The organism is Streptomyces sp. NPDC058637 (assembly GCF_042717325.1).
Lineage (GTDB): Bacteria > Actinomycetota > Actinomycetes > Streptomycetales > Streptomycetaceae > Streptomyces.
On the sequence record NZ_JBHXRD010000031.1, the window covers coordinates 1 to 26039 of the forward strand.

Genomic DNA, 26039 nt, shown 5'->3' on the forward strand with positions numbered 1-26039 from the left:
GTCCCGGACCCCGCCACGGGCGGCGGTTCTCCTCCGGTCAGCGCGTGGCGCCGACGACCAGCGAGGTGGAGTACGGGTCGTAGGAGTCGCCGAAGTCCTCGTCGCTGTCGGCGTTCGTGGCCGCCCAGATGATGAAGCCGAGGATCACCGATCCGAGGACCACACCGACGGAGCCGAGGATGATCCCGGCGATCGCCATGCCCCGGTTGGTGGCCTCACCGCGCTTGGCACGGCCGAGGCCGATGATGCCGAAGATCAGCGCGAGGATCCCGAGGATGATGTTGACCCCGTAGAGGCAGAAGCCGACCACCGCGACGATGCCGAGCACCATCGCGGCGGTCCCGAGGCCGTTCGCGGGTGCCGGACCGCCCCAGGCGGGCTGGCCGCCGTACCCGGGGTACCCCGGGTAGCCACCGTAGGGGGCCGCGGGCGGGGTGGGCGCCGGATAGCCGTACTGGCCGGCGGGCGGGGTGGGCGCCGGGTAGCCGTACTGGCCGGCGGGCGGCGCGATGGGGCCGGCGGGTCCGTTCGGCGTCATGGTGTGACCGGGGCCGTTCGGCTCGACGGGCGGCGGCGGTACGTCGGCCTGCGGCGGGCCGAACCCTCCGGCCGCACTCGGTATCGGTCCGCTGCCCGAGTCGGCGCTGGGCATGGACGTGACCGTCTGCTGGTCGTGCACGGTCGGCGGACGGGCCTCGGACTGCTTGCCGAGGTCCACCCTGCTGTCCGGCGGCGCCCACGGATCGCGTGGCGCGGCCCCGCCCCCGGGCTGCTGCGTGTTGTCTGACATGGGCCTCCCCCATCGTGGTCCCGCCATGCTACGGCCCGCCTGCGGGCCGCCGGGCCCCGCCTACGATGATCGGTGCGGCCGGTGTGCCCGGCCGATATCAGAGATCCGGGAGAATCCGATGAACGATCTGCACCCCTTCATCGCGGGGCTGCCGAAGGCCGAGCTCCACGTCCACCACGTCGGTTCCGCCTCGCCCCGCATCGTGGCCGAGCTCGCGGCTCACCACCCCGACTCCAAGGTCCCCACGGACCCGGAGGCGCTGGCGGACTTCTTCACCTTCACCGACTTCGGTCACTTCATCGACGTCTACCTCTCGGTCGTGGACCTGGTCCGCACCCCCGAGGACGTCCGGCTGCTGACGTTCGAGGTGGCCCGGGACATGGCGCGGCAGAACATCCGGTACGCGGAGCTGACCGTCACCCCGTTCAGCTCGACCCGCCGGGGCATCCCCGAGCAGGGGTTCATGGAGGCGATCGAGGACGCCCGCAAGGCCGCCGAGGCGGACCTGGGCGTCGTCCTGCGCTGGTGCTTCGACATCCCGGGCGAGGCCGGTCTCGAAGCCGCCGAGGAGACCACCCGGCTCGCGGTGGACCTGCGGCCCGAGGGGCTCGTCTCCTTCGGTCTCGGCGGACCCGAGATCGGGGTGGACCGCCCGCGGTTCAAGCCGTATTTCGACCGGGCGATCGCCGAGGGTCTGCACTCCGTCCCGCACGCCGGGGAGACCACGGGCCCGCAGACCGTCTGGGACGCGCTGACCGTGCTGCGTGCCGAGCGCATCGGCCACGGCACGAGCTCCGTCCAGGACCCGAGGCTGCTGGCCCATCTCGCCGAGCACCGCATCGCGCTGGAGGTGTGCCCGACGTCGAACATCGCCACCCGCGCCGTCGCCGACATCGAACAGCACCCGTTGAAGGAGATGGTGGAGGCGGGCGTCCTCGTCACGGTCAACAGCGACGACCCGCCCATGTTCGGTACCGACCTCAACAACGAGTACGCGGTGGCCGCGCGGCTGCTCGGCCTCGACGAGCGTGGTCTGGCCGGCCTCGCGAAGAACGCCGTCGAGGCGTCGTTCCTCGACGCGGCGGGGAAGCGGTCGCTGGCCGCCGAGATCGACACGTACACGACGAACTGGCTGGAGGCTCTCCCCGCCCGGTGACCCCGTGGTCACAATGGACCCATGGCCCTCACCGTCACCGCCGTGGCCCACCGCGGCGATCCGTACCGTGCCCGCGAGAACACGCTCCCCTCGATCCGGTCCGCCGTGGAGCGGGGGGCGGACGCGGTCGAGATCGACGTCCGCGTCACCCGTGACAAGGTGCCCGTCCTGCTCCACGACTCCACCCTGGAACGCCTGTGGGGCCATGACGTCCGCCTCGACCGGCTCGATCACCGGGAGCTGGTGGAGATGACCGGCGGCGGGGTCCCCACCTTGCGTGAGGCCCTGGCCGCCGCCGGTCCCCACCGGCTCATGATCGACCTGCCGGGCTCGACGGACGCGTCCGTACGGGCGGTCACGGGCGTGGTCCGCGAGTGCGGGGCGGGCGGGCGCGTGTACTACTGCGCGGACACGGAAGCGATGCTGCGGGTGCGCGCGGCGGACCCGTCCGCCGAGATCGCGCTGACCTGGACGACACTCGCCCCGCCCCGGCCGGTCCTGCTCGACGCGGTGCGGCCGCACTGGCTGAACTACCGGTTCGGACTGGTGAGCCGCGAGCTGACGGACCGTATCCACCGGGACGGTCTGCTGGTCTCCGCCTGGACGGCCGACACCGGGCGCACGATGCGCCGGCTGGTCGCGTACGGCGTCGACTCGATCACCACCAACCGGATCGACACCCTGCGCGCCCAGCTGGCCAAGTCGCCGTCCCGCGCCGCCTCTTGATCGGTCCGGCATCATGGGTGCCGCGTGACGCACCGGACCTGCACCAGAGGAGCAGACGTGACCGACCCCCGCACGGCACCCGCCCGAATCCGTTCCGACATCGCCCACAACGCCCGGGTGTGGAACTACTGGCTGGGCGGCCGGGACAACTACCCCGTGGACCGGGTGGTCGGCGACCGGGTCACCGGCATGTATCCCGGCATCGGCGAAGTGGCCCGCGCCGACCGCGCCTTCCTCGGCCGGGTGGTGCACCATCTGGCCGGGGACGTCGGCATCGGGCAGTTCCTGGACATAGGCACCGGTCTGCCGACCGCGGACAACACCCACGAGGTCGCCCAGCACACGGCGCCCGACGCCCGCGTCGTCTATGTCGACAACGACCCGACCGTGCTCGCGCACGCGCGCGCCCTGCTCACCAGTTCGCCCGAGGGAACCACCGAATACCTCGACGCGGACGCCCGCGACCCGGAACGCATCCTGCGGGCCGCGTCGCGGACCCTGGACCTGCGGCGCCCGGTAGCGGTGATGATGCTCGGCATCCTCAACTTCGTCCTGGACACGGACGAGGCGCGCTCCGTCGTGGACGGGCTGATGGGCGCGCTGCCGTCCGGCAGCCATCTGGTGCTCACCCACCCCACGCTGGAGCTGGGCGGCGAGGGGAACGAGGCCGCGATGAGCTTCTGGAACAAGAACGCCACCCCGCCGATCACCGCCCGCGGCCGGTCCGAGTTCGCCTCGTTCCTCGACGGCCTCGACCTCCTGGACCCGGGCATCGTGTCGTGCTCCCGCTGGCGCGCCGACGCCCGCACCGGAGGGCCCGAAGTCGCCCAGTTCGGGGCTGTGGCCCGGAAGCCCTGATGCGGATACCGGGCAGCCGGTGGCTTCCGCGCCGGGCGTGGGCCGTCGACGTGACCGTCGCACTTCTGGTGCAGGCCGCCGTCACCATGCCCGTTCGTGGTGCCCCGCTCGGCCGAACTGCCGGCGGCCACCTGGCCCTCGTAAGGCCTGACGACGCTGACCGTTCTGCCGCTGGTGGCCCGTCGGCGCGCCCCGGTCTCCGTGCTGCTCCTGGTGCTCGCGGCCGGCGCCCTGTACAGGTTCTCCGTCGACGGCCCCGGACAGCCCCTGCCGTACACCGGGCTGGTGGCCTTCTACACCGTGGCCGAGCTGTCCTCGCCGCGGCGGCGGGCGGCGGTGGCTGCGCTGGTCGGGAGGAGACCCACCGGATCGAGGCGGAGCAGGCCGCAGCGCGCGAACGGGCCCGGATCGCCCGGGAGATGCACGACATCCTCTCCCACGCCGTGAGCCTGATGACCGTGCGGGCGGAGGCCGGCCCGGTCGCGGTGCGTACGGCACCGGAGCGGGCGGAGGCCGCGTTCGACGCCATCTCGGAGACCGGCCGGGACGCGAACGGGTGGCCGCTACGGGTACAACTCGCTGGTGGCGGCCACCCGTGATCTGTCCCGGACGCTCGTGTACAGCGTCAACTCGACGAACGCGAAGGGCCAGGACATGAACGCCGCGGCGATGGACATCGTCGTGGCGGCCTTCGGCGCCCCGTCCGCCGGCTGAGCCACCGGCGGTGACCGCCGGTCCGGGCGCCGGTCGGATGGGTCAGGCCGGCACCGGGGCGTCGTGCCGCGGCGCCTCCCGCACCGATTCCAGTCGCTTGATCATGCGGTGGACGAGCAACAGCGGGATGACGCCGAAGACCCCGAAGGACATGTCGATGACGGTCCACCAGAAGGGGATGTCCCGGATCGGCCCGCAGATGAGGGCCAGCGGGATGATCCCGGCGCAGGCGATCATGCCGAATTCGATGACCCAGATGTTGCGGACCGGATCGCGGTAGGGGCCGTAGAAGGCGACGGCGATGACCAGGTGGGCGAAGGCCAGCCAGTCGGTGCCGTAGAGCACGAAGGGGTAGCTCGCGTCGGCCTCGTCGAGACCGGTCCGGACCCTGGTGATCCATTCCATCAGGGCCGGGAAGTGCTCGGGGACGGGCGAGGCGGAGGACTGCAACAGGCCTTCCGCCCAACGGAGTTCGTGCACCAGTGGGAAGGCGGTCAGACCGCTCAGCACCAGGCAGACGATGAAGACGACCAACCACACGCGTATGCGCCGCAAGAGGGCTCGCTCGCTCATGTCAGCAGCGTACGCCCATCATGAACACGTTCAAAAGCAGGGGTGGGCATCGTGCCGACGGCCTGCCGGGGACACCCGCGGCCGGCCGTCGGCGCATCGCGTCGTCCGGGGAGGGAGTGGGTCCTCGGCAAGCGCGGCGGTCTCCTCGTCCTCCGAGGAGGGCCAGGACCTCCCGGGCCACCGGGACCGGGCAGCAGGGAAGGGGCAGCACGGAAGGGCAGCAGGGAACGACGGACATGAGGTGGCCGGAATCGAGCGCACTCGCGCAGGGTGCCGGTCCGGCGCGGCGCCGGACGACGGACCGGCCGACCGGCGGAACCGGCCCCGGCCCGCACATCCTGTCCGTGACGCCGAACGCGCCGGAGGAGAACCCGCCGGGAACGCGGACGGCCCCGGGCCTGAGCCCGGGGCCGTCCGTACACCGCGTGCCGGTCAGCCGTCCAGCGACGTCATGACGTGCTTGATCCGGGTGTAGTCCTCGAAGCCGTACGCCGAGAGGTCCTTGCCGTAGCCGGACCTCTTGAAGCCGCCGTGCGGCATCTCGGCGGCGAGCGGGATGTGGGTGTTGATCCACACACAGCCGAAGTCGAGGTTCTTGGACATCCGCATCGCGCGGGCGTGGTCCTTGGTCCACACCGAGGAGGCCAGCGCGTACTCGACGCCGTTGGCGTACGCGAGCGCCTGGGCCTCGTCCGTGAAGGACTGGACGGTGATGACGGGCCCGAAGACCTCGTGCTGGACGATCTCGTCGTCCTGCCGGAGGCCGGAGACGACGGTCGGGGCGTAGAAGTACCCCTTGTCGCCGACCCGGTGGCCGCCCGCCTCGACCTTGGCGTGCGCGGGGAGCCGCTCGATGAACCCGCTGACCTGCGCCAGCTGGTTGGCGTTGTTGAGCGGGCCGTACAGCACGTCCTCGTCGTCCGGCAGGCCGGTCTTCGTGTCGGCCGCCGCCTTGGCGAGCGCCGTGACGAACTCGTCGTGGATGGACTCGTGGACCAGGACGCGGGTCGCGGCCGTACAGTCCTGGCCCGCGTTGAAGTAGCCGGCGACGGAGATGCCCTCGACGGCCTTGGCGATGTCGGTGTCCTCGAACACGACGACGGGCGCCTTGCCCCCGAGCTCCAGGTGGACCCGCTTGACGTCCTTGGCGGCGGACTCGGCGACCTGCATGCCGGCCCGCACCGAGCCGGTGATGGAGGCCATCGCCGGGGTCGGGTGCTCGACCATCGCGCGGCCGGTCTCCCGGTCGCCGCAGAGGACGTTGAAGACGCCCTTGGGCAGGATCTGCCCGATGATCTCGGCGATCAGCACGGTCGACGCCGGTGTGGTGTCGGACGGCTTGATGACGACGGTGTTGCCCGCGGCGAGCGCCGGGGCGAACTTCCAGACGGCCATCATCATCGGGTAGTTCCACGGGGCTACCTGGGCGCAGACGCCCACCGGCTCGCGGCGCACGATCGAGGTCAGGTTCTCCATGTACTCACCGGCCGAGCGGCCTTCGAGCAGCCGGGCGGCGCCCGCGAAGAAGCGGATCTGGTCCACCATGGGCGGGATCTCTTCGGTGCGGGTGAGCTCCAGCGGCTTGCCGGTGTTCTCCGACTCGGCCGCGATGAGGTCCTCGGCCCGCTCCTCGAAGGCGTCCGCGATCTTCAGCAGTGCCTTCTGGCGCTCGGCGGGCGTCGCGTCGCGCCAGGCCGGGAACGCGGCCGCGGCGGCGTCCATGGCGGCATCGACGTCGGCCTGCCCGGAGAGCGGCGAGGTCGCGTAGACCTCCTCCGTCACCGGGTTGACCACGTCGATGGTCCGCCCGTCCGCGGCGTCCCGGAACTCTCCGTTGATGTAGTTGCGCAGACGGCGCACCTCGGTGGTCACAACCACCCCTCCTGTCGGCTGTCCGATGGGTGAGACATCCACCCTAGACGCTCCGGTGACGCTTTCGACATACCCACCCGCCGCGAACTTCGGATTCAGTGACATCAAGGCACCCAGACAACGAATTTCATCGATTCAGGCTTGCCAGACAGACGAGTCGCGGTGCAGAGTGGGTCTGTGGCCAGTCGTAGCGCAGACTCCAGGACCGGGAACGGATCGTCACCGACGGTCGATGCCGTCTCCCTCGCGATCATCGAGCAGCTCCAGGAGGACGGCCGTCGGCCGTACGCCGCGATAGGCAAGGCGGTGGGCCTGTCCGAGGCGGCGGTGCGCCAGCGCGTGCAGAAGCTGCTCGACCAGGGCGTGATGCAGATCGTCGCCGTCACGGATCCGCTGACGGTGGGGTTCCGGCGTCAGGCGATGGTCGGCGTCAACGTCGAGGGCGATGTCGACCCCGTCGCCGAGGCCCTGTCGGCGATGACCGAGTGCGAGTACGTGGTGATGACCGCGGGCTCCTTCGATCTCATGGTGGAGATCGTCTGCGAGGACGACGACCACCTGCTGGAGACGATCAACAAACGCATCCGGGCCATACCCGGTGTGCGCTCCACCGAAAGCTTCGTCTACCTCAAGCTCAAGAAGCAGACCTATATGTGGGGAACCCGATAGCCGTGAGCAAGGACCTCAGCCGGACCGCGTACGACCACCTGTGGATGCACTTCACCCGCATGTCGGACTACGAGAACGCGCCCGTTCCCACCATCGTGCGTGGCGAGGGCACCTACATCTACGACGACAAGGGCAAGCGCTACCTGGACGGCCTCTCCGGCCTGTTCGTCGTCAACGCCGGACACGGCCGCCACGAGCTCGCCGAGGCGGCGTACAAGCAGGCGCAGGAGCTGGCCTTCTTCCCGATCTGGTCGTACGCCCACCCCAAGGCCGTCGAACTCGCCGAGCGGCTCGCCGACTACGCTCCGGGCGACCTCAACAAGGTCTTCTTCACCACGGGCGGCGGCGAGGCCGTGGAGACGGCCTGGAAGCTCGCCAAGCAGTACTTCAAGCTCAAGGGCAAGCCGACCAAGTACAAGGTCATCTCGCGTGCGGTCGCCTACCACGGCACCCCGCAGGGCGCCCTGTCCATCACCGGACTGCCGGCGCTCAAGGCCCCGTTCGAGCCGCTGGTGCCCGGCGCGCACAAGGTGCCGAACACCAACATCTACCGCGCGCCGCTCTTCGGCGACGACCCGGAGGCCTTCGGCCGCTGGGCCGCCGACCAGATCGAGCAGGAGATCCTCTTCGAGGGCGCGGACACCGTCGCCGCCGTCTTCCTGGAGCCCGTGCAGAACGCCGGCGGCTGCTTCCCGCCGCCGCCCGGATACTTCCAGCGGGTGCGCGAGATCTGCGACCGGCACGATGTGCTGCTCGTGTCCGACGAGGTCATCTGCGCCTTCGGCCGGCTGGGCACGATGTTCGCGTGCGACAAGTTCGGCTACGTACCGGACATGATCACCTGCGCCAAGGGCATGACGTCGGGCTACTCCCCCATCGGCGCCTGCATCATCTCCGACCGGCTGGCCGAGCCGTTCTACGAGGGCGGCAACACGTTCCTGCACGGCTACACCTTCGGCGGCCACCCGGTCTCCGCCGCGGTCGGTCTCGCCAACCTCGACATCTTCGAGCGCGAGGGTCTCAACCAGCACGTCCTGGACAACGAGAACGCCTTCCTGACCACGCTGCGGAAGCTGCACGACCTGCCGATCGTCGGTGACGTCCGCGGCAACGGCTTCTTCTACGGCATCGAGCTGGTGAAGGACAAGGCGACCAAGGAGACCTTCACCGACGAGGAGACCGAGCGCGTCCTGTACGGCTTCCTCTCCAAGGCGCTGTACGAGAACGGTCTGTACTGCCGGGCCGACGACCGCGGTGACCCGGTCGTCCAGCTCGCCCCGCCGCTGATCTCCGACCAGTCGACCTTCGACGAGATCGAGGGCATTCTGCGGGCCGTCCTGACGGAGGCCTGGACGAAGCTCTGACCGACGCCCCGGCCACCGGCGGCACCGCTTCCGGCAGTCATTTCATACGGTCCACGCGGCCCGGATCCACCCGTTCGAGTGAGAAGGGGTGGATCCGGGCCGCGTGCTGTCCCGACACCCCGGTCCGACTCCCTAGCGTGCCGAGTGACCGATCGGCCCTGTCTTGGTTCCCCCGTTCGGGGGACGGGAAATCTGATCTGAACCGAGGTGTACGCCATGGTGGCCCCGCCGGACAACGACGTGATCTGGGCTCGTTCCCTGCACCACTCCCACAACGGATCCCCGGGGCTCGGTGGTGTCTCCCTCGGGGTCCGCGACGGCGAGGTCCTCGCCGTGACCGGTCCGCGCGGGAGCGGCAAGACGACGCTGCTGCACTGCCTCTCCGGCCAGTTGGTGCCGCAGCAGGGCGAGGTCTGGTTCAACAGCGTCCCCGTGCACACCATGGGCCCGCGGCTGCGCGAACAGCTGCGCCGCGACCGGTTCGCCTGGATCGCCGCCGAACCCCAGCTCGTACCGGAGCTGACCACCTGGGAGAACGCGGCCCTGCCCCTGCTGCTGCGGGGCGTCTCGCACCGGGCGGCGAAGAAGGCGGCGACGGAGTGGCTGGAGCGCCTGGACATCGGCGCCCTGGCCAGGAAACGGCCGCACACCCTGCTCCAGGCACAGCGGCAGCGGGTCTCCGTGGCCCGTGCGCTGACCGCCGCGCCCACCGTGCTCTTCGCGGACGAGCCCACGGCGACGCTGCACCGGGCGGAACGCTCACAGCTGCTGCGCACCCTCACCACGGCGGCCCGGTCCCACGGCATCACGGTCGTGCTCGCCACCCATGACGCGGAGGTCGCCACCCTCGCCGACCGTGCGGTCTCGCTGCTCGACGGCCGCCAGGTCACCACCGTCGCCCTGCCCGCCGTGTCCGATCCGGAGGGCCGGTCGGCGTGCTCGCTCTCCGTCTGACCCGCGGATCCCGTCCAGTGGTCCTGATGCGGCGGCTGCTCCTCGCCGCGGCGTCGGCCGGCGTCGGATTCCTGCTGCTGTGCACCCTGGGATACGCCTCCGGGCACCCGGCGCACACCTCCGGTTCCGTCCTGCGGCTGCTCTGGTGCGCCGTGCCGCTGGCCGCGACCGTCCAGTTCGCGGTCGCGGTCGCGCGCACGGACCCGAGTACCCGCCCGCGTCCCGGCCTCTTCGCCGCCGGGCTCGGGCCGGTCCGGCTGACCGTGCTCGCGGCGGTCTCCACGGCGGTGTCCACCACGCTGGGTTCGATGGTGGCGCTGCTCTTCTTCCTCCACCTGCGGGGCGATCTGACGGGGCTGCCGTTCGACGGCGGCGCGGCCGAATTCCTGGGCGCGGGAACCCCGTTGCCACTGGCCGCGGCGCTCACGCTGCTGGCCCTCGTGCCCCTGGTCTCCGCGGCGGCCAGCGGACTCGCCCTGCGCTCCAGGCCGGCCGCGCCGTCCGAGGCCCAGGAGACCGAGGACCTGCTCGCCCCGGCGCCCGCGCCGACGGGGCTGCCGTGGGGCGTGGCGCTCACCGCCGCCGGCCTGGCGGTCGAGGCGTACACGAACCGCGGCTCGGCGGGCAGCCCCTTCCCGCTGCCCGGCCGGCTCGACTCCACCCCGGCGAGCGTGCTGGCCGGCTGGACCCTCACCGCGATCGGCCTGGCCATGGCGGGTCCGGGCCTCACCCACCTGTGCGGGCGGCTGCTCCAGGCCGTGCGCCCCGGGGCCGTACGGCTGCTGGCGGGCCGGGTCCTGATGGACGAGGCGTCCCGGATCGGACGGCCGCTCGGGGTCGTCTGCGCTGTGGTGTCCGGGGTGATCGCGGCCTCGGTGCTGTACACGGGTGGCCCGCGTCCCTTCGGCCCCCTCACCGCGCTCGGCGCCGTACTCGTCCTGGGCTGCACCCTGGCGACGCTCCTGACCTCGGCCCTGGAGGCGAAGCAGGCCCGGGCCCGTACGGCCGAGACCCTGCTGCGGATGGGCGCTCCGGCCTCCGCCCTGCGCACCGCGACCGCCCTGCGCGCGGCGGTGCTGCTGGTCGTGTTCGCCCCGCTGACCTGGGTGATCGCGGAGCTCGCGGCGCTGCCGCTGACGGGGTGACGGCCCTGTCGGCCGATCCGTAGCATGGCGGCGTGGAGAACCCGGACCAGAACACCTACGCACCCGGCGTCGAGATCGAGACGCTCGCCGCATTCGACCTGGCCGTCGCCGCGGGGGCCCTGACAGATCATCGGGTCCAGTCCGTCGACCTGACGGACCGCGGCGCGGCGCTGCTGGCGACCGACACCCGGGGCGCGGTCTTCCTCGGCTGCCGGATGGATTCCGGCGCGGAGGCGAAGATACGGGCGGACGGTGCCTTCGTCTTCCCGCCCGTGCCCGGGCTGCCCTTCGACCCGTACCGCGGTCTGCTCTACACCCCCGACGCGCTGTACGAGGGTCTCGCGGACGGTGGTTACGAGGTGACGCCGGACGCGCACGCGTACCGCTGGTTCCAGCGGACGAAGTCCGACGGTGACGTCTTCTCCTCGATGCTGCGGGCGCTCCACGACGACGCGGTGTCCGACGCCCTGGACGAACACCTCACCGGCGCGCGGGTGGTGGGCGTCATGGGCGGCCACGCGATGGCGCGCGGCACCGAGGCGTACCGGGAGGCCGCCGTGCTGGGCAGGGCACTGGCCCGCAGCGGGCTGACCGTGGCGACGGGCGGTGGGCCCGGGGCCATGGAGGCCGCCAACCTGGGTGCCTACGCGGCGCCGCACTCCGACGCGATGCTGGTCAAGGCGTGCGAGCTGCTGGCCCCGGTACCGTCGTTCGACCCGTCGGTGACCGACTGGGCGACGGCGGCCTTCGCCGTCCGGGAGCGCTGGCCCGCCGGGGGTTCCTCGGTCGCGATCCCCACGTGGTTCTACGGCCACGAGCCGCCGAACGCGTTCGCCGACCACATCGCCAAGTACTTCGCGAACGCCCTGCGCGAGGACGGGCTGCTGGCCCGCTCGACCGCGGGTGTGATCTTCCTGCCCGGCGCGGCCGGGACCGTGCAGGAGATCTTCGACAACACGACGCCGAACTACTACGAGTCGCGTTCGGCACCCACGCCGATGGTGCTGGTGGGCCGCGCCCACTGGACGGAGAAGCTGCCGGCCTGGCCGCTGCTGAGCGCGCTGGCGGCGGGGCGGGCGATGGAGTCACGCATCGCACTGGTCGACACGGTCGACGAGGCCCCGGAGGCGCTCGCCCGGCTGACCGGCTGACGCGTCGGCCCGCCGCTGACCTGCTGACCTGTGGAGCCCTTTCACCCGCTGAGGCTGCCGTCCCGCTGACGGTGTGGATCAGTGCGGGGAGGCCGGGGGCAGGACCACGGTCTCCGCCGCGTCGAACGTCACGCCGATCACGGCGCCCTCGTCCGGCGTGTCCCGCAGCCCGCACTCCGCCTCCAGCGCCGGCCCGTCGCCGGGGTGCAGCGTCACGGCGACGTGGTGGCCCCGGAAGGTGCGCGGGCCCACGGTGCAGCGCAGCCCGGCCTCCGGCCCGCCGATCCGTACCCCGGCGGGCCGGACGAGCAGCTCGCACCGGCCGGTGGGCGAACCGTCCGGCACCGGCACCCTGCCCCAGACGGTGTCCGCGGAGGCGCCCGTCACCGTCGCCTCCACCACGTTGTCGAAGCCGAGAAAACGGGCGACGAACGCGGACGCGGGCCGCTGCCAGACCTCCAGCGGGGTGCCCACCTGGGCGATCCGGCCGTCCCGCATGACCACCACCCGGTCGGCCAGGGCGAAGGCCTCGCCCTGGTCGTGGGTGACGGCGAGCACCGTCGTGCCCAGCCGGCCGAAGAGGGTGCGGAGTTCGACGACGAGGCGTTCGCGCAGGCTGCGGTCCAGCTGCCCCAGCGGCTCGTCCAGCATCAGCAGTTTCGGACGGGGCGCCAGCGCGCGGGCGAGGGCCACGCGCTGCTGCTCGCCGCCTGACAGGGCGGCGACGGCCCGGCGACCGGCGCCGGGCAGGCCGACCAAGTCGAGGAGTTCGTCGGCCCTGCGGTCGCCCTCCGCGCGGGAGACCCCGTGCATCCGCAGCCCGAAGGCGACGTTCGCCCCGGCGTCCCGGTGCGGGAACAGCTGGTGGTCCTGGAACATCAGGCCGAGCCCGCGCCGGTGCACGGGCACCGAGGCCTGGTCCGCGCCGTCCAGCAGCACCCGTCCGCCGTCCAGCCGTTGCAGCCCGGCGACGACCCGCAGCAGCGTCGACTTGCCGCTGCCGCTCGGCCCCAGGACACAGACGATCTCGTGGTCGGCGACATCCAGGTCCACGGCGTCCAGTGCGGTCCGCTCCCCGAAACGGACCGTGGCCGAATCCAGTGCCAGCATCTCTAGAACTCCCCGGATCGGTCGGTGCGGATACGTTCGAGCAGGAGCAGCGACACCGCGCAGACGAGCATCAGGATCGTGCTGAGGGCCATCGCCTGCCCGTAGCTGAGCTCGCCGGACCGCCCCAGCAGCCTCGCCACCGCGACCGGCAGGGTCGGGTTGTCGGGGCGTGCGATGAACACCGTCGCCCCGAACTCGCCGAGCGACACGGCGAACGCGAACCCGGCGGCCACCAGCAGTGCCCGGCGCACCAGCGGCAGGTCGACCTCGCGCCAGGCCCGCAGCGGTGAGGCGCCGAGCACCGCCGCCGCCTCCCGCAGCCGGCCGTCGACCGCCCGCAGGACGGGCAGCATGGTGCGTACGACGAAGGGGACGCCCACGAGCGCCTGGGCGAGCGGTACGAGGATCCAGGACGTACGCAGGTCGAAGGGCGGTTCGTCGAGCGTGATCAGGAAGCCGAAGCCGACGGTGACCGCGGACACCCCGAGCGGCAGCATCAGCAGCGCGTCGAAGCCGCGCACCAGCGGTCCCGCCCGCCGGGTCAGGGCAGCCGCGGCCAGGCCGCCGATCACCAGGGCGATGACGGTCGCGACCAGCGCGTACCGCAACGAGTTCCCGATGGCTTCGAGCGGCGGGACCAGGAAGGTGGAGCCGCTCGCGTCGGCGGACTGCAGGGCGCGGTAGAAACCGAAGCCGTAGCCGCCGGAGGTGTCCAGGGAGCGTTCCACCAGCACGCCGAGCGGCACCACGATCAGCAACAGGATCGTCAGCAGCACCCCGCCGAGCAGCGCGCGCTGCCCGAATCCGCGCGGCGGGCGGGCGGTCTGCGCCGGGTCGACCAGCTTCAGCGCCGTCTCCCTGCGCCGCACGGTCCAGGCGTGCACGGCGAGGATCCCGCCGACCGCGGCGAACTGCACCAGGGTCAGCACGGCGGCCGTCGGCAGGTCGAGCAGTTGCGCGGTCTGCCGGTAGATCTCCACCTCCAGCGTGGAGTACGCGGGACCGCCGAGGATCTGGACGACTCCGAAGGAGGTGAACGTGAAGAGGAAGACCACCAGGGCCGCGGCGGCCACGGCCGGAGCCAGCGCGGGCAGCGTCACCCGCCGCCACGCGGCGAGACGTCCGGCGCCGAGTACCCGGGCGGCCTCCTCCTGGCGGGGGTCGAGCTGCGACCACAGACCGCCCACGGTCCGTACGACGACCGCGTAGTTGAAGAACACGTGGGCGAGCAGGATCGCCCAGACCGTGGTGTCGAGCCGCACGCCCCACAGCTCGTCGAGGAATCCGCCGCGCCCCAGCACCGCCAGGAAGGCCGTGCCGACGACGACGGTCGGCAGGACGAACGGCACGGTCACGACGGCGCGCAGCAGGTTCTTGCCCGGGAAGTCGAACCGGGCGAAGACGTAGGCGCCCGGCAGCGCGATCAGCAGGGTGAGCGCGGTCGAGGCGAGTGCCTGCCAGGTCGTGAACCAGAGGACACCGAGGATGTCCGGCCGGCTCAGCACCTCGCCGATCCGGCCGAACTGCCAGACGCCGTCCGTCCTGAGCCCCCGGCCGACGATCGCGACGACGGGGTAGGCGAAGAACAGCGCGAAGAACGCGACGGGCACGGCCATCAGGCCGAACCGCACCGCGTTCCCCCCGCGCGGGGGACGCGCGACTACTTCACGACGAGCGAGGACCATGACTGGACCCACTGCTCACGGTTCTTGGCGATCTTCTCCGGGGCCACCGTCGTCGGCTCGTCGACGGTCTCACCGAACTTCGTGAAGAGCTCCGGCAGCTTCGCGTCCTTCGCGACCGGGTTCACGAACATGTTCAGCGGCATGTCCTCCTGGAAGCGCTTGCCGATCAGGAAGTCCAGCAGCGCCTTGCCTCCGGCCTCGTTCTTCGCACCGTCCAGCAGGCCCGCGAACTCGATCTGGCGGAAGCAGGTTCCGGTAGCCACTCCGGTGGGTGCCTCGGTGGGCTGCGGCTCGGCGTACAGCACCTCGACGGGCGGGCTGGAGGCGTAGGAGACGACGAGCGGCCGGTCGGCCTTGGTCTTCCTGCCCCCCGCGGAGCCGGAGAACTCCTCGTTGTACGCCTGCTCCCAGCCGTCGACGACCTTGACCCCGTTGTCCTTCAGCTTCTTCCAGTAGTCCTGGTAGCCGGTCTCGCCGTAGGTGGCGACCGTGCCCAGGAGGAAGCCGAGGCCGGGCGAGGAGGTCGCGGCGTTCTCGGTGACGAGGAGGTTCTTGTAGGCGGGCTTCAGCAGGTCGTCGAAGGACTGTGGCGGGTCGAGCTTCTTGTCCGCGAAGTACTTCTTGTCGTAGTTGACGCAGATGTCACCGGTGTCGACGGGCGTGACGCGGTGCTCGGCGGAGTCGAGCTGGGTGTCCGCCGCGACCCGGTCGAGGCCCTTCGCCTCGTACGGCGTGAACAGGCCGTTGTCCAGCGCGCGGGAGAGCAGCGTGTTGTCGACGCCGAAGAACACGTCGCCGCGCGGGGAGCCCTTGGTCAGGATCTCCTGGTTGAGCGCGGCGCCGGCGTCACCGCTCTTCAGCACCTTGACCTCGTAACCGGTCTCCTTCGTGAACGCCTCCAGGACGGCTTTCGAAGCGCTGAAGGAATCGTGGCTGACCAGGGTGACGGTCTTGGAGTCCGCGGAGCTTGAGGCGTCGCCGTCGGTGCCGCCGCAGCCGGCGAGCACGGTGACGCCCAGCGCGGCGGCGAGCGCCGTCGCGGCGTACTTCGTGGTGGTGTTCATGTGATTCCTCCTGGAGTTGACCAGGAAGAGACGCGGCCCCGACCGCCCCGTGAGCGGGCAGGGCGCAACAGCTTGAGTAATGTCCGAACTTCCTACCCGGAATGACCCGGGCGAGGTTCAGAGGGTCTGCGGCCGACCTGTCCTCGGTGCCGCACTCTCAGCGCTGTGGCGCTCCCCTGTCGGAATATGAAGTTGATTTTCGGACCAGGCTACACCGGCCGATTCCGGCTGGTGAACCAGCCGTACCGGTGCGACGCGCCCTGTGTACCGGCGCGGCGCGACGCTCTCCGGAGGCCCGGCCGACCGGGCTCGCCCGGCCGGTACGGCCCGGGCTCGCCGGGCCGTACCGGGTCTCAGCGCTCGGAGGCGGCGAGCTGTCCGCAGGCTCCGTCGATCTCCTGGCCACGGGTGTCCCGGACCGTGACCGGCACACCGTGGGCGGCGATCGCGTCGACGAACGCCTTCTCGTCCTCGGGCCGCGAAGCGGTCCACTTGGAGCCGGGCGTGGGGTTCAGCGGGATCAGGTTGACGTGGACCCGCTTGCCCTTGAGCAGCCGTCCGAGCCGGTCGCCCCGCCACGCCTGGTCGTTGATGTCCCGGATCAGCGCGTACTCGATGGAGATGCGCCGGCCGGACTTGTCCGCGTACTCCCACGCCGCGTCCAGGACCTCCCGGACGTTCCAGCGGGTGTTCACGGGGACGAGGGTGTCACGCAGCTCGTCGTCCGGGGCGTGCAGCGAGACGGCGAGGCGGCACTTGAAGCCCTCGTCGGCGAATCGCAGCATGGCCGGCACCAGGCCCACCGTGGAGACGGTGATCCCGCGCTGCGAGAGTCCGATGCCGTCCGGCTCCGGGTCCGTCAGCCGTCGGATCGCCCCGACCACCCGCTTGTAGTTGGCCAGGGGCTCGCCCATGCCCATGAAGACGATGTTGGACAGCCGCGCGGGTCCGCCCGGAACCTCGCCGTCGCGCAGCGCCCGCATCCCGTCCACGATCTGGTGCACGATCTCGGCGGTGGACAGATTGCGGTCGAGGCCGGCCTGCCCGGTCGCGCAGAACGGGCAGTTCATCCCGCACCCTGCCTGCGACGAGATGCACATCGTCACCCGGTCCGGATAGCGCATGAGGACGGACTCGACGAGCGTCCCGTCGTGCAGCTTCCAGAGCGTCTTACGGGTGGTGTCGTCGTCGCAGCTGATGTGGCGCACCACGGACATCAGGTCCGGGAACAGCGCCTCGGCGAGCTTCTCCCGCGACCCGGCCGGGATGTTGTTCCACTCGGCCGGGTCGTGCGCGTACCGCGCGAAGTAGTGCTGCGACAGCTGCTTGGCGCGGAAGGGCTTCTCGCCGGTCGCGGCGACTGCTTCCTTGCGCTCGTCGGGGGTGAGGTCGGCGAGGTGCCGCGGCGGCTGCTTGGCTCCGCGGGGCGCGACAAACTGGAGTTCTCCGGGCTTAGGCATGGTTCTTCCAGTGTCGCAGACATACGAGTAAGGGCCCGCCGCCCTGTGGACAACGGACCCTCAACCGAAAGAACCGCAGGTCAGGCGGCGTGTGTACGGAGCCTGATCAGCTGGATCCGACGAACAGCACCAGCAGCAGCCAGACGACCGGCGCGGTCGGCAGCAGCGAGTCGAGCCGGTCCATGATGCCGCCGTGACCCGGCAGGAGCGTGCCCATGTCCTTGATGCCGAGGTCCCGCTTGATCATGGACTCGCCCAGGTCGCCGAGCGTGGCGCTGGCCGCCACGGCGAAACCCAGCAGGAGCCCCTGCCACCATCTGCCGTCGTCGATCAGGAACTGCGTGCAGAGCGCGCCGGCGACCATCGCGAAGCCGATCGCGCCGAACAGGCCCTCGCGGGTCTTCCCGGGACTGATCCGCGGTGCCAGCTTGTGCGTGCCGAAGCGCCAGCCGACGGCGTACGCGCCGGTGTCGGCGACCACCGTGAGCAGCAGGAAGGTCAGCACCCGCCACGGACCGTCGTCCGCGGTGAGCATCATGCTGACGAACGTCGCCAGGAACGGCACGTAGAACACGGCGAAGACACCGGCCGTGACGTCCTTGAGGTAACCCTGCGGAGGCTCCGTCATCCGCCAGACGAGGACCGCGAGCGCCGTGAGCGCCATGGCGACCCACGCACCCTCCGCGCCCCGCACGTAGCCGGCGACCACCATGGCGGCGCCACCGACGGCGAGCGGCACGAGAGGGGCGTTGATCCCCTTGCGCTCCTTGAGACGGGAGGTGAGCTCCCAGAGCCCCACCACCACCGCGAGCACGACGACACCGACGAAGACGGCCTTGACGATGAAGAGCGATCCGGCGACGACCGCGCCGAGCCCGAGGCCGACCCCTATGGCAGCACGCAGATCACGCCCCGCGCGCTTCTTATGCGGCGGGGGTGACGGCAACGGGGCGGACATGGGCTCCTGCGGCTTCTCGTCACGGAACAGGGGGCCGCCGACACGCGCGGCGGCGTCCCCGTTCCGGTCGTCGCGGTCGTCAGCGTCTCTACCTGCGTCGGGAACGTCCGGCACGATGGGCATGGGCCGAGTCTGCTGGGCGCCGTGCACATCGTATGCAGGACCCGCCGAAGCGGCCCCCATCTCGGGCGCACCCCAGTAACCGGCTCCCTGCGGGGCGCCCCAGGAGGAGTCGTTCATCAGACCTCGAGCAGCTCGGCTTCCTTGTGCTTGAGCAGCTCGTCCACCTGTGCGACGTACTTCGCGGTGGTGTCGTCGAGCTCCTTCTCCGCACGACGGACCTCGTCCTCGCCGGACTCCTTGTCCTTGACGAGCTTGTCGAGCGTCTCCTTGGCCTTGCGGCGGATCGCCCGGATCGAGATCTTGGAGTCCTCGGCCTTGGTCCTGGCGACCTTGATGTACTCCTTGCGGCGGTCCTGGGTGAGCTCCGGGAACGTCACTCGGATGATGTTGCCGTCGTTGCTCGGGTTGACGCCGAGGTCGGAGTCGCGGATCGCCTGCTCGATGTTGCGCAGCGCGGTCTTGTCGAACGGGGTCACCACGGCCATCCGCGGCTCGGGAACCGAGAACGAGGCCAGCTGGTTGATCGGGGTCAGCGCGCCGTAGTAGTCGGCGACGATCTTGTTGAACATCGCCGGGTGCGCACGGCCGGTACGGATCGCGGCAAAGTCCTCTTTGGCGACCACGACGGTCTTCTCCATCTTCTCCTCGGCCTCGAGGAGGATTTCTTCGATCACCACGTGCTCCTGCGTGTCTTGAGTGGACCCGGCGTCGTCGGGCCCTGCGGATCCTGCGTCGCGTCCTCACCTGCACGGTGTCCGACCGGCAGGCCGTTGTCCATCCTTCAGGGCCGTCAGGCCCGGGTGCTCCGGTCGCTCACGAGCGTGCCGATCTTCTCACCCTTGACCGCGCGGGCGATATTGCCCTCGGTGGTCAGCTCGAAGACGAGGATCGGGAGCTGGTTGTCGCGGCAGAGCGTGATCGCGGTGGCGTCGGCGACCTTGAGGTCGCGGGCGATGACCTCGCCGTACTCCAGTGCGTCGAACTTCACCGCGCCGGGGTTGGTCCTCGGGTCGGAGTCGTAGACCCCGTCCACCCCGTTCTTGCCCATCAGGAGCGCCTCGGCGTCGATCTCCAGGGCGCGCTGGGCGGCCGTCGTGTCGGTGGAGAAGTACGGCATCCCCATACCGGCACCGAAGATCACGACACGCCCCTTCTCCATGTGCCGTACGGCACGGAGCGGGATGTAGGGCTCCGCGACCTGACCCATGGTGATGGCGGTCTGGACGCGCGAGTCGATGCCTTCCTTCTCCAGGAAGTCCTGCAGCGCCAGGCAGTTCATGACCGTGCCGAGCATGCCCATGTAGTCGGACCGCGCCCGGTCCATGCCGCGCTGCTGGAGCTCGGCGCCACGGAAGAAGTTGCCGCCGCCGATGACGATCGCGATCTCCGCGCCGTCGCGTACGACCGCGGCGATCTCGCGGGCGATGGCGTGCACGACGTCGGGGTCGACACCGAGACCCCCGCCGCCGGCGAAGGCCTCGCCGGACAGCTTCAGCATGAAGCGTCCGGAAATCTTGCCGTCGTCGCGCTTGTGGTCACCCTGTGTGGCGTCCGCGCCCTTGTTCATGGAGATTCTCCTCGTGCACATACGAAGAAGGCCATTGCCGTGGGTCTGTTGTCCCTCAGCGGCAATGGCCTCCTCGTCAGTTCTGCGGTCGTCCGGCATGGGTGCGGCCGACGACTGCACCAGACCCTATCGGGGTCCACCGTTGTTCACGGACGGACTCAGATGCCGACCTTGATGCGCGCGAAACGCGTCAGGCTGACACCGGCCTCGTCCAGGACCTTCTGGACCGACTTCTTGTTGTCCTTGGCGAACGCCTGCTCCAGGACGACGACATCCTTGAAGAAGCCGTTGACGCGACCCTCGACGATCTTCGGGAGGGCGGCCTCGGGCTTGCCTTCCTCACGCGAGGTGGCCTCGGCGACACGCCGCTCGTTCTCGACCGTCTCGGCCGGGACCTCGTCGCGGTTGAGGTACTTCGGCGCGAAGGCGGCGATGTGCTGCGCGACGTCCTTGGCGACCTCGGCGTTCTCCTTGTCCAGCTGGACGAGGACGCCGACCTGCGGCGGGAGGTCGGGCATCGTGCGGTGCATGTACGCAGCCACGAAACCGCCGGTGAACTGCGCGAAGCGGTCCAGGACGATCTTCTCGCCGAGGTTGGCGTTGGCCTCGTCCACGTACGCCTGGACGGTCTTGCCGGCTTCGATCTCCGAGGCGAGGAGCGCCTCGATGTCGGCCGGGGAGGTCGCGGCGACGTGCGCGGCGAGCGTGTTGGCGACGGTCTGGAACTTCTCGCCCTTGGCGACGAAGTCCGTCTCGCACTTCAGCTCGAGCAGGACGCCGGACGTCTTGTCCTCGGAGATGAGGGAGACGACGGCGCCGTTCTCGGCAGAACGGCCTTCGCGCTTGGCGACGCCCTTCTGGCCCTTGATACGGAGTGCCTCGACGGCGCCGTCGACGTTGCCGTCGGCCTCGTCGAGTGCCTTCTTGCAGTCCATCATGCCGGCGCCGGTGAGCTCGCGGAGCTTCTTGACGTCAGCGGCGGTGTAGTTCGCCATGAGTCTGTTTTCTCTCTCGAAGTCTGAAAGATCCACGGGTGAACGGCGGGGGCGGTGCCTGCGCACCGGTGCCCCCGCCGTCTTCAGCCGTGACTGACGGGTGTCAGGCCTGCTCGCCGTCCGCGGCCGGAGCCTCGGTCTCGGCGGCGGGGGCCTCGGCAGCCGAGGCCTCGTCCTGCTCGGCAGCGGCGGTGGCCGGCTCGGCGTCGGCGGCCTTCTCGGTCTCGGCGGAGGACTGAACCTCGGCGTCGTCCTTCTTCTCGCCCTCGAGCAGGTCGCGCTCCCACTCGGCGAGCGGCTCGCCGGCGGCCTTCTCGCCCGGCTTCGAGTCACCGGTGGCGGCACCGGAACGGGCGATGAGGCCCTCGGCGACGGCGTCGGCGATCACGCGGGTGAGCAGGGTGACGGAGCGGATCGCGTCGTCGTTGCCCGGAATCTTGTAGTCGACCTCGTCGGGGTCGCAGTTGGTGTCGAGGATCGCGACGACCGGGATGTGGAGCTTGCGCGCCTCACCGACGGCGATGTGCTCCTTCTTGGTGTCGACGATCCAGACGGCGCTCGGCACCTTCTGCATCTCGCGGATACCACCGAGGGTCTTCTCCAGCTTGGCCTTCTCACGGGAGAGGACCAGGAGCTCCTTCTTGGTGAGGCCGGAGGCGGCCACGTCCTCGAAGTCGATGACCTCGAGCTCCTTCAGACGCTGAAGGCGCTTGTAGACGGTGGAGAAGTTGGTGAGCATGCCACCGAGCCAACGCTGGTTGACGTACGGCATGCCGACGCGCGTCGCCTGCTCGGCGATGGCCTCCTGGGCCTGCTTCTTCGTACCCACGAACATGATGGAGCCGCCGTGGGCGACGGTCTCCTTGACGAACTCGTAGGCGCGGTCGATGTACGACAGCGACTGGAGCAGGTCGATGATGTAGATGCCGTTGCGCTCGGTGAAGATGAAGCGCTTCATCTTCGGGTTCCAGCGACGGGTCTGGTGACCGAAGTGGACGCCGCTTTCCAGCAGCTCCCGCATCGTGACGACGGCCATGGCCGTACTCCTTGAGGTACTCGGTTATCGCGACCGCAGGATTGCTGTCGCGCCTGACGCCCCGACGCGCCGTGCCACGAGGGACCGAGGAGCGCGGCCACTTCCACAGAGAGGGAGGTGGCGGGGCGTGCGAAGTCGACCCGGTGACCCGGATCGCCAGAAGAAGTGTACGGGACCCGTCGGGTGCCGGGTGACGGCGATGTCCACAACGGGTCGGCTGTCCACAGATCCGGACCATGATCCCCGCGGAACGGGCGGCCGGGGGATCGTTCCGTCATGCACCTCACACCTGGAGCCGTCCCGCGACGGCCCTGCACCGGCCTGCCCGCCCGGCGGGTCGCGACGGCCCTGCTGACCGTGCTGGCGGCACTGCTCGTGGTGCTGTCCGGAGGGTTTCGCACCGGGGCGGCAGCGGCCGCGACGGGGATACCCGCACCGGTCGGCGACCGGGCCTGGCCGCTCGCCGGGCGACCCCTCGTCGTACGGGGGTGGGAGCCGCCCGCCGGTCCGTACGGGCCTGGCCACCGCGGCGTCGACCTCGCCGCTCCGCCGGGTGCACCGGTGCGGGCCGCGGCCCCGGGCCGGGTCGCGTTCGCCGGGCGGGTGGCGGGACGCGGGGTGCTCTCCGTCGAGGTGGCCGGGAGCGGCGAGCCCCCGCTGCGCTTCACGTACGAGCCGGTCCTGGCGCGGGTCGGGCAGGGGGACGAGGTGGTCGCGGGGCAGGTGGTGGGGGTGACGGGGCCGGGGCCGTCCCACTGCGCGTCCGGCTGTCTGCACTGGGGGCTGCGGCGCGGCGAGGTCTATCTGGATCCGCTGTCACTGCTGCCGCCGTCGCTGCTGGACAGGGGGCCGTCCCGACTGCTGCCGGTGTTCGGCGTACCGCTGCCGGGGACCACCGCGGCGCGACGCACGGCCGGTCCCGGCATGGGCGGGTGCGGCACGGCGGGCTACGGCGCGCGGGCGTACGAGGCGCAGGCGTACGGACCGGCGGGGTACGGGCCGCGGGCGCACGCATCGGCGGGGTACGGACCGCTCGGGGTGCTGCTCATGGCGGCGGCAGTGCGGGGTGCCGGCCGGCTCAGCCCCGTACACCGCGCAGGACCATGGCCACGGCGGCGTCGGCGACGAGGCCCGGTTCCTCCGCACCCAGCTCGATGCGGCGCACCGCCGCGTCCACGGAGCCCTGCAACAGCATCGCGGCGAGCCTCGGCTCGGTGTGGCCCAGATCCCCCAGGGCCTCGACGATCATGGCGATCAGTCCGCCGTGCGCGGCCCGGATCTTCTCCCGCGCGCCCGCGTCCAGCTCGCTCGCCGAGATCGCGACGACGGCCCGGTGCCGCCGGTCCCCGACCAGATCGAGCTGCCGGCGCACATACGCCTCGATCTTCTCCTCGGGACTGCCGGCCCGGCCCATCGCGCCCTCGACCTCGGCCGCCCAGACGGGGAAGTCGACGGCGCAGAGCTCCTCGACGACGGCCGCGCGGGACCGGAAGTACTCGTAGACGGAGGACCTGGCGAGGCCCGTGCGCTCGGCGAGAGCGGGGAAGGTCAGCGCCTCCGTACCACCCTCGGACAGCAGGGAGCGCGCGGCGTCCAGGAGGGCGCCGCGCTGCATGGTCCGGTGCTCGGCCACGGAGGCCGCTCGAATCCTGGGCACGCCTCCACTCTACGGCGGCAGGTGTTCGGCGGGAGGTGCGTGTCCGCGATCGGGTGGCCGAAGCCGCCCGGGCTCAGCGTCCGGCGTCGGCCAGCTTCGCTCGGAGCTGCAGCACCGACTTCGTGTGGATCTGACTGACACGGCTCTCGGTGACCCCGAGGACGTTGCCGATCTCGGCGAGGGTGAGGCCCTCGTAGTAGTAGAGGGTGACCACGGTCTTCTCCCGTTCCGGGAGGGTGTTGATGGCGCGGGCGAGCAGCCGTCTCAGCTCGCGGCCCTCGGCGACCTCGACCGGGTTGTCGGCGGCGGTGTCCTCGAGGGTGTCCATCAGGCTGAGCCGGTCGCCGCCCTCACCGCCGACGTGCAGCAGTTCCTCCAGCGCCACCACGTTGGCGAGTGACAACTGGCTGAAGACGGCGTGCAGTTCCTCCAGCGCGATGCCCATCTCCGCGGCGACCTCGGCCTCCGACGGCGTACGCCGCAGCTGGGCCTCCAGCGTGGCGTAGGCGCGTTCGACGTTGCGCGCCTTCTGCCGCACGGATCTCGGGATCCAGTCCAGTGCCCGGAGTTCGTCGATCATCGCGCCGCGGATCCTGGTGATCGCGTAGGTCTCGAACTTGATGGCGCGTTCGATGTCGAACTTCTCGATCGCGTCGATCAGCCCGAAGACGCCCGAGGAGACGAAGTCCGCCTGCTCCACGTTGGAGGGCAGGCCCACACTCACCCGGCCCGCCACGTATTTGACCAGCGGCGAGTAGTGGAGGATCAGCTGCTCCCGCAGCCGCTCGTCCCCCGTGGTCTTGTAGGAACGCCACAACTCGTCGAGCGAGGAAGGGGCTGGAGGGCGCACAGTGCCACGCGCAGCCGGTGGTACTGCCGCGCGGTCAGACCCGGAGGTGTGCTGGGGCATGTGGTGCCTTGAGCCGTTCTGCCGTGAAGTGCTGGGACGTGTCTCTGGGGCGGATTCCTTGTGAGCGTAGCGTGACTGAAGTGTTGCGGTGCGCGCCGGACATTGGATCCGCGCTGTGTGATTCCGTTTCATTTCCTCCGTCGTCGGATACGGCCGGCCTCCCGGTCCGGCGCCGTTCACCGGCTCCGGAGGCCCGACCAGGCGTCGCCGAGGTCGTCGGCATCACCTTTTCACCCGAATGCCCCGGGTCAAGTACCGCCTCGCCGCGCGTCCCCATCGCGTGTCGGTCCTCGCGTCAACCGCCATCCGTCGCCCTCGCGTTCGACGAACCCCAGTGAGTGCAATTCGTACAACCGCCCGAGTGCTTCGTCCGTCGAGGTCCCCGATCCGCGGGCCACGTCCCGCCCGCGGATAGCCCCCTGTCCGGGCAGCGCGTCCAGGACCCGTGCGGAGACGTCGTCGAGCAGGTCCCGGGGCAGCACGGGGCCCCTCCCGGCGGGGGCGAGGTCACCCATCTCACCCACCAGTTCGCAGATTTCGGCGGCACCGGTGACCAGGACGCCCTCACCCCGGAGGAGTTCATGGACCCCGGCCGACAGTTCGCTGGTGGCGGGCCCGGGCACGCCCATGGTGAACCTGCCAAGCCGCTGCGCGTTCCTCGCGGTGACCAGCGAACCGCTGCGGAATTCGGCCTCCACCACGACCGTCCCACGGGTGAGCGCGGCGATCACCCTGTTCCGGAGGATGAACCTGCTGCGCGTCGGATGGTCCGAGGGCGGCAACTCGCCGATGACCAGTCCCTGTTCCACCATCCGTCCGATGAGCTCGGCGTGCCCCCGGGGGTAGGCGACGTCCACCCCGCACGCCAGCACCGCCAGGGTCGCCCCGCCCGCGGCCAGCGCCCCGCGATGGGCCGCGCCGTCGACCCCGAAGGCTGCGCCGGACACCACCACCCAGCCCCGCTCGGCCAGCCCCGCACCGAGGGTCGCCGCCATGTGCGCCCCGTACGGTGTGCAGGCCCGGGCGCCGACCACCGCGACCGAACGCAGCGCCCACAACCGCAGGTCCGGCCGCCCACGCACCCAGAGCCCGGTGGGCCGCGCGTCACCCAGGTCGTCGAGCTGGGTGGGCCACTCCCGGTCGCCGGGGCAGACGAACCGCGCGCCTACAGCGGCCGCGTCCGCGAGGTCCCGGACGGGGTCGGCCGTCGCGGCCCGCAGGCGGTACCCGCCGAGGCGAGCGGCGGTCATCCCCCTCAGCGCCCGCGCCGACCCGTCGCCGCCGGTGAGACGCCGTATCAGCTCGACGGCACCGATCTCCCGGAGCCAGCGGCCCCCTCGTTCGTCCCCCGGCTCGAACACGCGGGTCAGGGCGGCCCGCGCCAGCCGCTCAGGGTCACTGACGGCCTGCGCGACGCCGGAGGCCGGCGGTTCATTCGCGACAGACAGACCGGCTACGGGTACGGGGGCGGGGACGGACGGCGAACCCTCGACGGTGCGCGT

Annotated in this window: 23 protein-coding genes, 3 pseudogenes and 1 riboswitch; of the genes and pseudogenes, 11 read left to right on the forward strand and 15 right to left on the reverse strand. The window is 70.9% G+C overall.

What is annotated here, in order from left to right; translation table 11 throughout:
• Nucleotides 1–37: 37 nt before the first annotated feature.
• Nucleotides 38–790 carry a DUF4190 domain-containing protein gene (locus tag ACFWVP_RS26650; protein WP_384500382.1) on the reverse strand — a complete coding sequence of 251 codons (753 nt, stop codon included), beginning with the start codon at nucleotides 788–790 and terminating at the stop codon, nucleotides 38–40.
• Between the two features lie 118 nt (nucleotides 791–908).
• On the opposite strand from ACFWVP_RS26650, the gene ACFWVP_RS26655 reads away from it, so the two are divergent.
• The 5 genes and pseudogenes from ACFWVP_RS26655 to ACFWVP_RS26675 all read left to right on the forward strand — a co-directional run.
• Entirely contained in the window at nucleotides 909–1946 is a 1038-nt protein-coding gene (locus tag ACFWVP_RS26655; RefSeq protein ID WP_384500384.1) for an adenosine deaminase, read from the forward strand.
• Between the two features lie 21 nt (nucleotides 1947–1967).
• Nucleotides 1968–2672 (forward strand): glycerophosphodiester phosphodiesterase, encoded by a 705-nt coding sequence (locus ACFWVP_RS26660; RefSeq protein WP_384500386.1) that lies wholly within the window; start codon nucleotides 1968–1970, stop codon nucleotides 2670–2672.
• 57 nt (nucleotides 2673–2729) lie between these two features.
• A complete protein-coding gene (locus ACFWVP_RS26665; RefSeq protein WP_384500388.1) occupies nucleotides 2730–3530 on the forward strand; it encodes an SAM-dependent methyltransferase in 801 nt (266 codons plus the stop codon).
• Nucleotides 3530–4081 (forward strand): annotated as a pseudogene (locus tag ACFWVP_RS26670) (histidine kinase); the annotation flags it as partial. The gene ACFWVP_RS26665 and the pseudogene ACFWVP_RS26670, both read left to right, overlap by 1 nt.
• A pseudogene (locus ACFWVP_RS26675) lies at nucleotides 4080–4244 on the forward strand (peptidase); the annotation flags it as partial. The pseudogenes ACFWVP_RS26670 and ACFWVP_RS26675, both read left to right, overlap by 2 nt.
• A gap of 42 nt (nucleotides 4245–4286) precedes the next feature.
• On the opposite strand, the gene ACFWVP_RS26680 reads toward ACFWVP_RS26675, so the two are convergent.
• Complete coding sequence (locus tag ACFWVP_RS26680; RefSeq protein ID WP_384500390.1) at nucleotides 4287–4817, reverse strand: hypothetical protein; 531 nt, start codon at nucleotides 4815–4817, stop codon at nucleotides 4287–4289.
• Between the two features lie 432 nt (nucleotides 4818–5249).
• Nucleotides 5250–6689: a gamma-aminobutyraldehyde dehydrogenase gene (locus tag ACFWVP_RS26685; RefSeq protein WP_384500391.1), complete on the reverse strand. Its 1440-nt coding sequence runs from the start codon at nucleotides 6687–6689 to the stop codon at nucleotides 5250–5252.
• Between the two features lie 162 nt (nucleotides 6690–6851).
• On the opposite strand from ACFWVP_RS26685, the gene ACFWVP_RS26690 reads away from it, so the two are divergent.
• From ACFWVP_RS26690 to ACFWVP_RS26710, 5 genes are all read left to right on the forward strand, one after another.
• On the forward strand, nucleotides 6852–7358 hold the full coding sequence (locus ACFWVP_RS26690; RefSeq protein WP_384500393.1) for an Lrp/AsnC family transcriptional regulator: 507 nt from the start codon (nucleotides 6852–6854) through the stop codon (nucleotides 7356–7358).
• Entirely contained in the window at nucleotides 7343–8722 is a 1380-nt protein-coding gene (locus ACFWVP_RS26695) for an aspartate aminotransferase family protein (protein WP_384500395.1), read from the forward strand. The genes ACFWVP_RS26690 and ACFWVP_RS26695 overlap by 16 nt, the downstream gene beginning before the upstream one ends.
• A gap of 216 nt (nucleotides 8723–8938) precedes the next feature.
• Nucleotides 8939–9676: an ABC transporter ATP-binding protein gene (locus tag ACFWVP_RS26700; protein ID WP_384500396.1), complete on the forward strand. Its 738-nt coding sequence runs from the start codon at nucleotides 8939–8941 to the stop codon at nucleotides 9674–9676.
• A complete protein-coding gene (locus tag ACFWVP_RS26705) occupies nucleotides 9658–10821 on the forward strand; it encodes a hypothetical protein (RefSeq protein ID WP_384500397.1) in 1164 nt (387 codons plus the stop codon). Before ACFWVP_RS26700 ends, ACFWVP_RS26705 begins: the two co-directional genes overlap by 19 nt.
• A 32-nt stretch (nucleotides 10822–10853) precedes the next feature.
• Nucleotides 10854–11972 (forward strand): LOG family protein, encoded by a 1119-nt coding sequence (locus tag ACFWVP_RS26710; protein WP_384500399.1) that lies wholly within the window; start codon nucleotides 10854–10856, stop codon nucleotides 11970–11972.
• 78 nt (nucleotides 11973–12050) lie between these two features.
• On the opposite strand, the gene ACFWVP_RS26715 is transcribed toward ACFWVP_RS26710, so the two are convergent.
• From ACFWVP_RS26715 to rpsB, 9 genes are all read right to left on the reverse strand, one after another.
• Complete coding sequence (locus ACFWVP_RS26715) at nucleotides 12051–13082, reverse strand: ABC transporter ATP-binding protein (protein ID WP_384500401.1); 1032 nt, start codon at nucleotides 13080–13082, stop codon at nucleotides 12051–12053.
• A gap of 2 nt (nucleotides 13083–13084) precedes the next feature.
• Nucleotides 13085–14698 (reverse strand): ABC transporter permease, encoded by a 1614-nt coding sequence (locus ACFWVP_RS26720; RefSeq protein WP_384500403.1) that lies wholly within the window; start codon nucleotides 14696–14698, stop codon nucleotides 13085–13087.
• A gap of 44 nt (nucleotides 14699–14742) precedes the next feature.
• Complete coding sequence (locus ACFWVP_RS26725; RefSeq protein ID WP_384500404.1) at nucleotides 14743–15831, reverse strand: thiamine ABC transporter substrate binding subunit; 1089 nt, start codon at nucleotides 15829–15831, stop codon at nucleotides 14743–14745.
• A gap of 71 nt (nucleotides 15832–15902) precedes the next feature.
• Nucleotides 15903–16019, reverse strand: a riboswitch (TPP riboswitch).
• Between the two features lie 165 nt (nucleotides 16020–16184).
• Nucleotides 16185–17291: a 23S rRNA (adenine(2503)-C(2))-methyltransferase RlmN gene (rlmN, locus tag ACFWVP_RS26730; protein ID WP_384500406.1), complete on the reverse strand. Its 1107-nt coding sequence runs from the start codon at nucleotides 17289–17291 to the stop codon at nucleotides 16185–16187.
• A 106-nt stretch (nucleotides 17292–17397) separates the two neighbouring features.
• Nucleotides 17398–18489, reverse strand: a complete 1092-nt coding sequence (locus tag ACFWVP_RS26735; protein ID WP_384500408.1) for a phosphatidate cytidylyltransferase — start codon at nucleotides 18487–18489, stop codon at nucleotides 17398–17400.
• Nucleotides 18489–19046, reverse strand: a complete 558-nt coding sequence (gene frr / locus ACFWVP_RS26740) for a ribosome recycling factor (protein WP_056791162.1) — start codon at nucleotides 19044–19046, stop codon at nucleotides 18489–18491. Before frr ends, ACFWVP_RS26735 begins: the two co-directional genes overlap by 1 nt.
• A gap of 116 nt (nucleotides 19047–19162) precedes the next feature.
• A complete protein-coding gene (gene pyrH, locus ACFWVP_RS26745) occupies nucleotides 19163–19939 on the reverse strand; it encodes a UMP kinase (protein WP_384500410.1) in 777 nt (258 codons plus the stop codon).
• Nucleotides 19940–20097: 158 nt separating this feature from the next.
• Nucleotides 20098–20934 (reverse strand): translation elongation factor Ts, encoded by an 837-nt coding sequence (tsf, locus tag ACFWVP_RS26750; protein ID WP_384500411.1) that lies wholly within the window; start codon nucleotides 20932–20934, stop codon nucleotides 20098–20100.
• Nucleotides 20935–21037: 103 nt separating this feature from the next.
• On the reverse strand, nucleotides 21038–21970 hold the full coding sequence (rpsB, locus tag ACFWVP_RS26755) for a 30S ribosomal protein S2 (protein WP_384500412.1): 933 nt from the start codon (nucleotides 21968–21970) through the stop codon (nucleotides 21038–21040).
• A 276-nt stretch (nucleotides 21971–22246) separates the two neighbouring features.
• On the opposite strand from rpsB, the pseudogene ACFWVP_RS26760 reads away from it, so the two are divergent.
• Nucleotides 22247–22723 (forward strand): annotated as a pseudogene (locus ACFWVP_RS26760) (peptidoglycan DD-metalloendopeptidase family protein); the annotation flags it as partial.
• 325 nt (nucleotides 22724–23048) lie between these two features.
• On the opposite strand, the gene ACFWVP_RS26765 reads toward ACFWVP_RS26760, so the two are convergent.
• From ACFWVP_RS26765 to dprA, 3 genes are all read right to left on the reverse strand, one after another.
• Nucleotides 23049–23603 (reverse strand): TetR/AcrR family transcriptional regulator, encoded by a 555-nt coding sequence (locus ACFWVP_RS26765; protein WP_384500495.1) that lies wholly within the window; start codon nucleotides 23601–23603, stop codon nucleotides 23049–23051.
• A gap of 97 nt (nucleotides 23604–23700) precedes the next feature.
• Nucleotides 23701–24537 (reverse strand): RNA polymerase sigma factor WhiG, encoded by an 837-nt coding sequence (whiG, locus tag ACFWVP_RS26770; RefSeq protein ID WP_384500414.1) that lies wholly within the window; start codon nucleotides 24535–24537, stop codon nucleotides 23701–23703.
• A gap of 248 nt (nucleotides 24538–24785) precedes the next feature.
• Nucleotides 24786–25985: a DNA-processing protein DprA gene (gene dprA / locus ACFWVP_RS26775; protein ID WP_384500497.1), complete on the reverse strand. Its 1200-nt coding sequence runs from the start codon at nucleotides 25983–25985 to the stop codon at nucleotides 24786–24788.
• Between the last annotated feature and the right edge of the window lie 54 nt (nucleotides 25986–26039).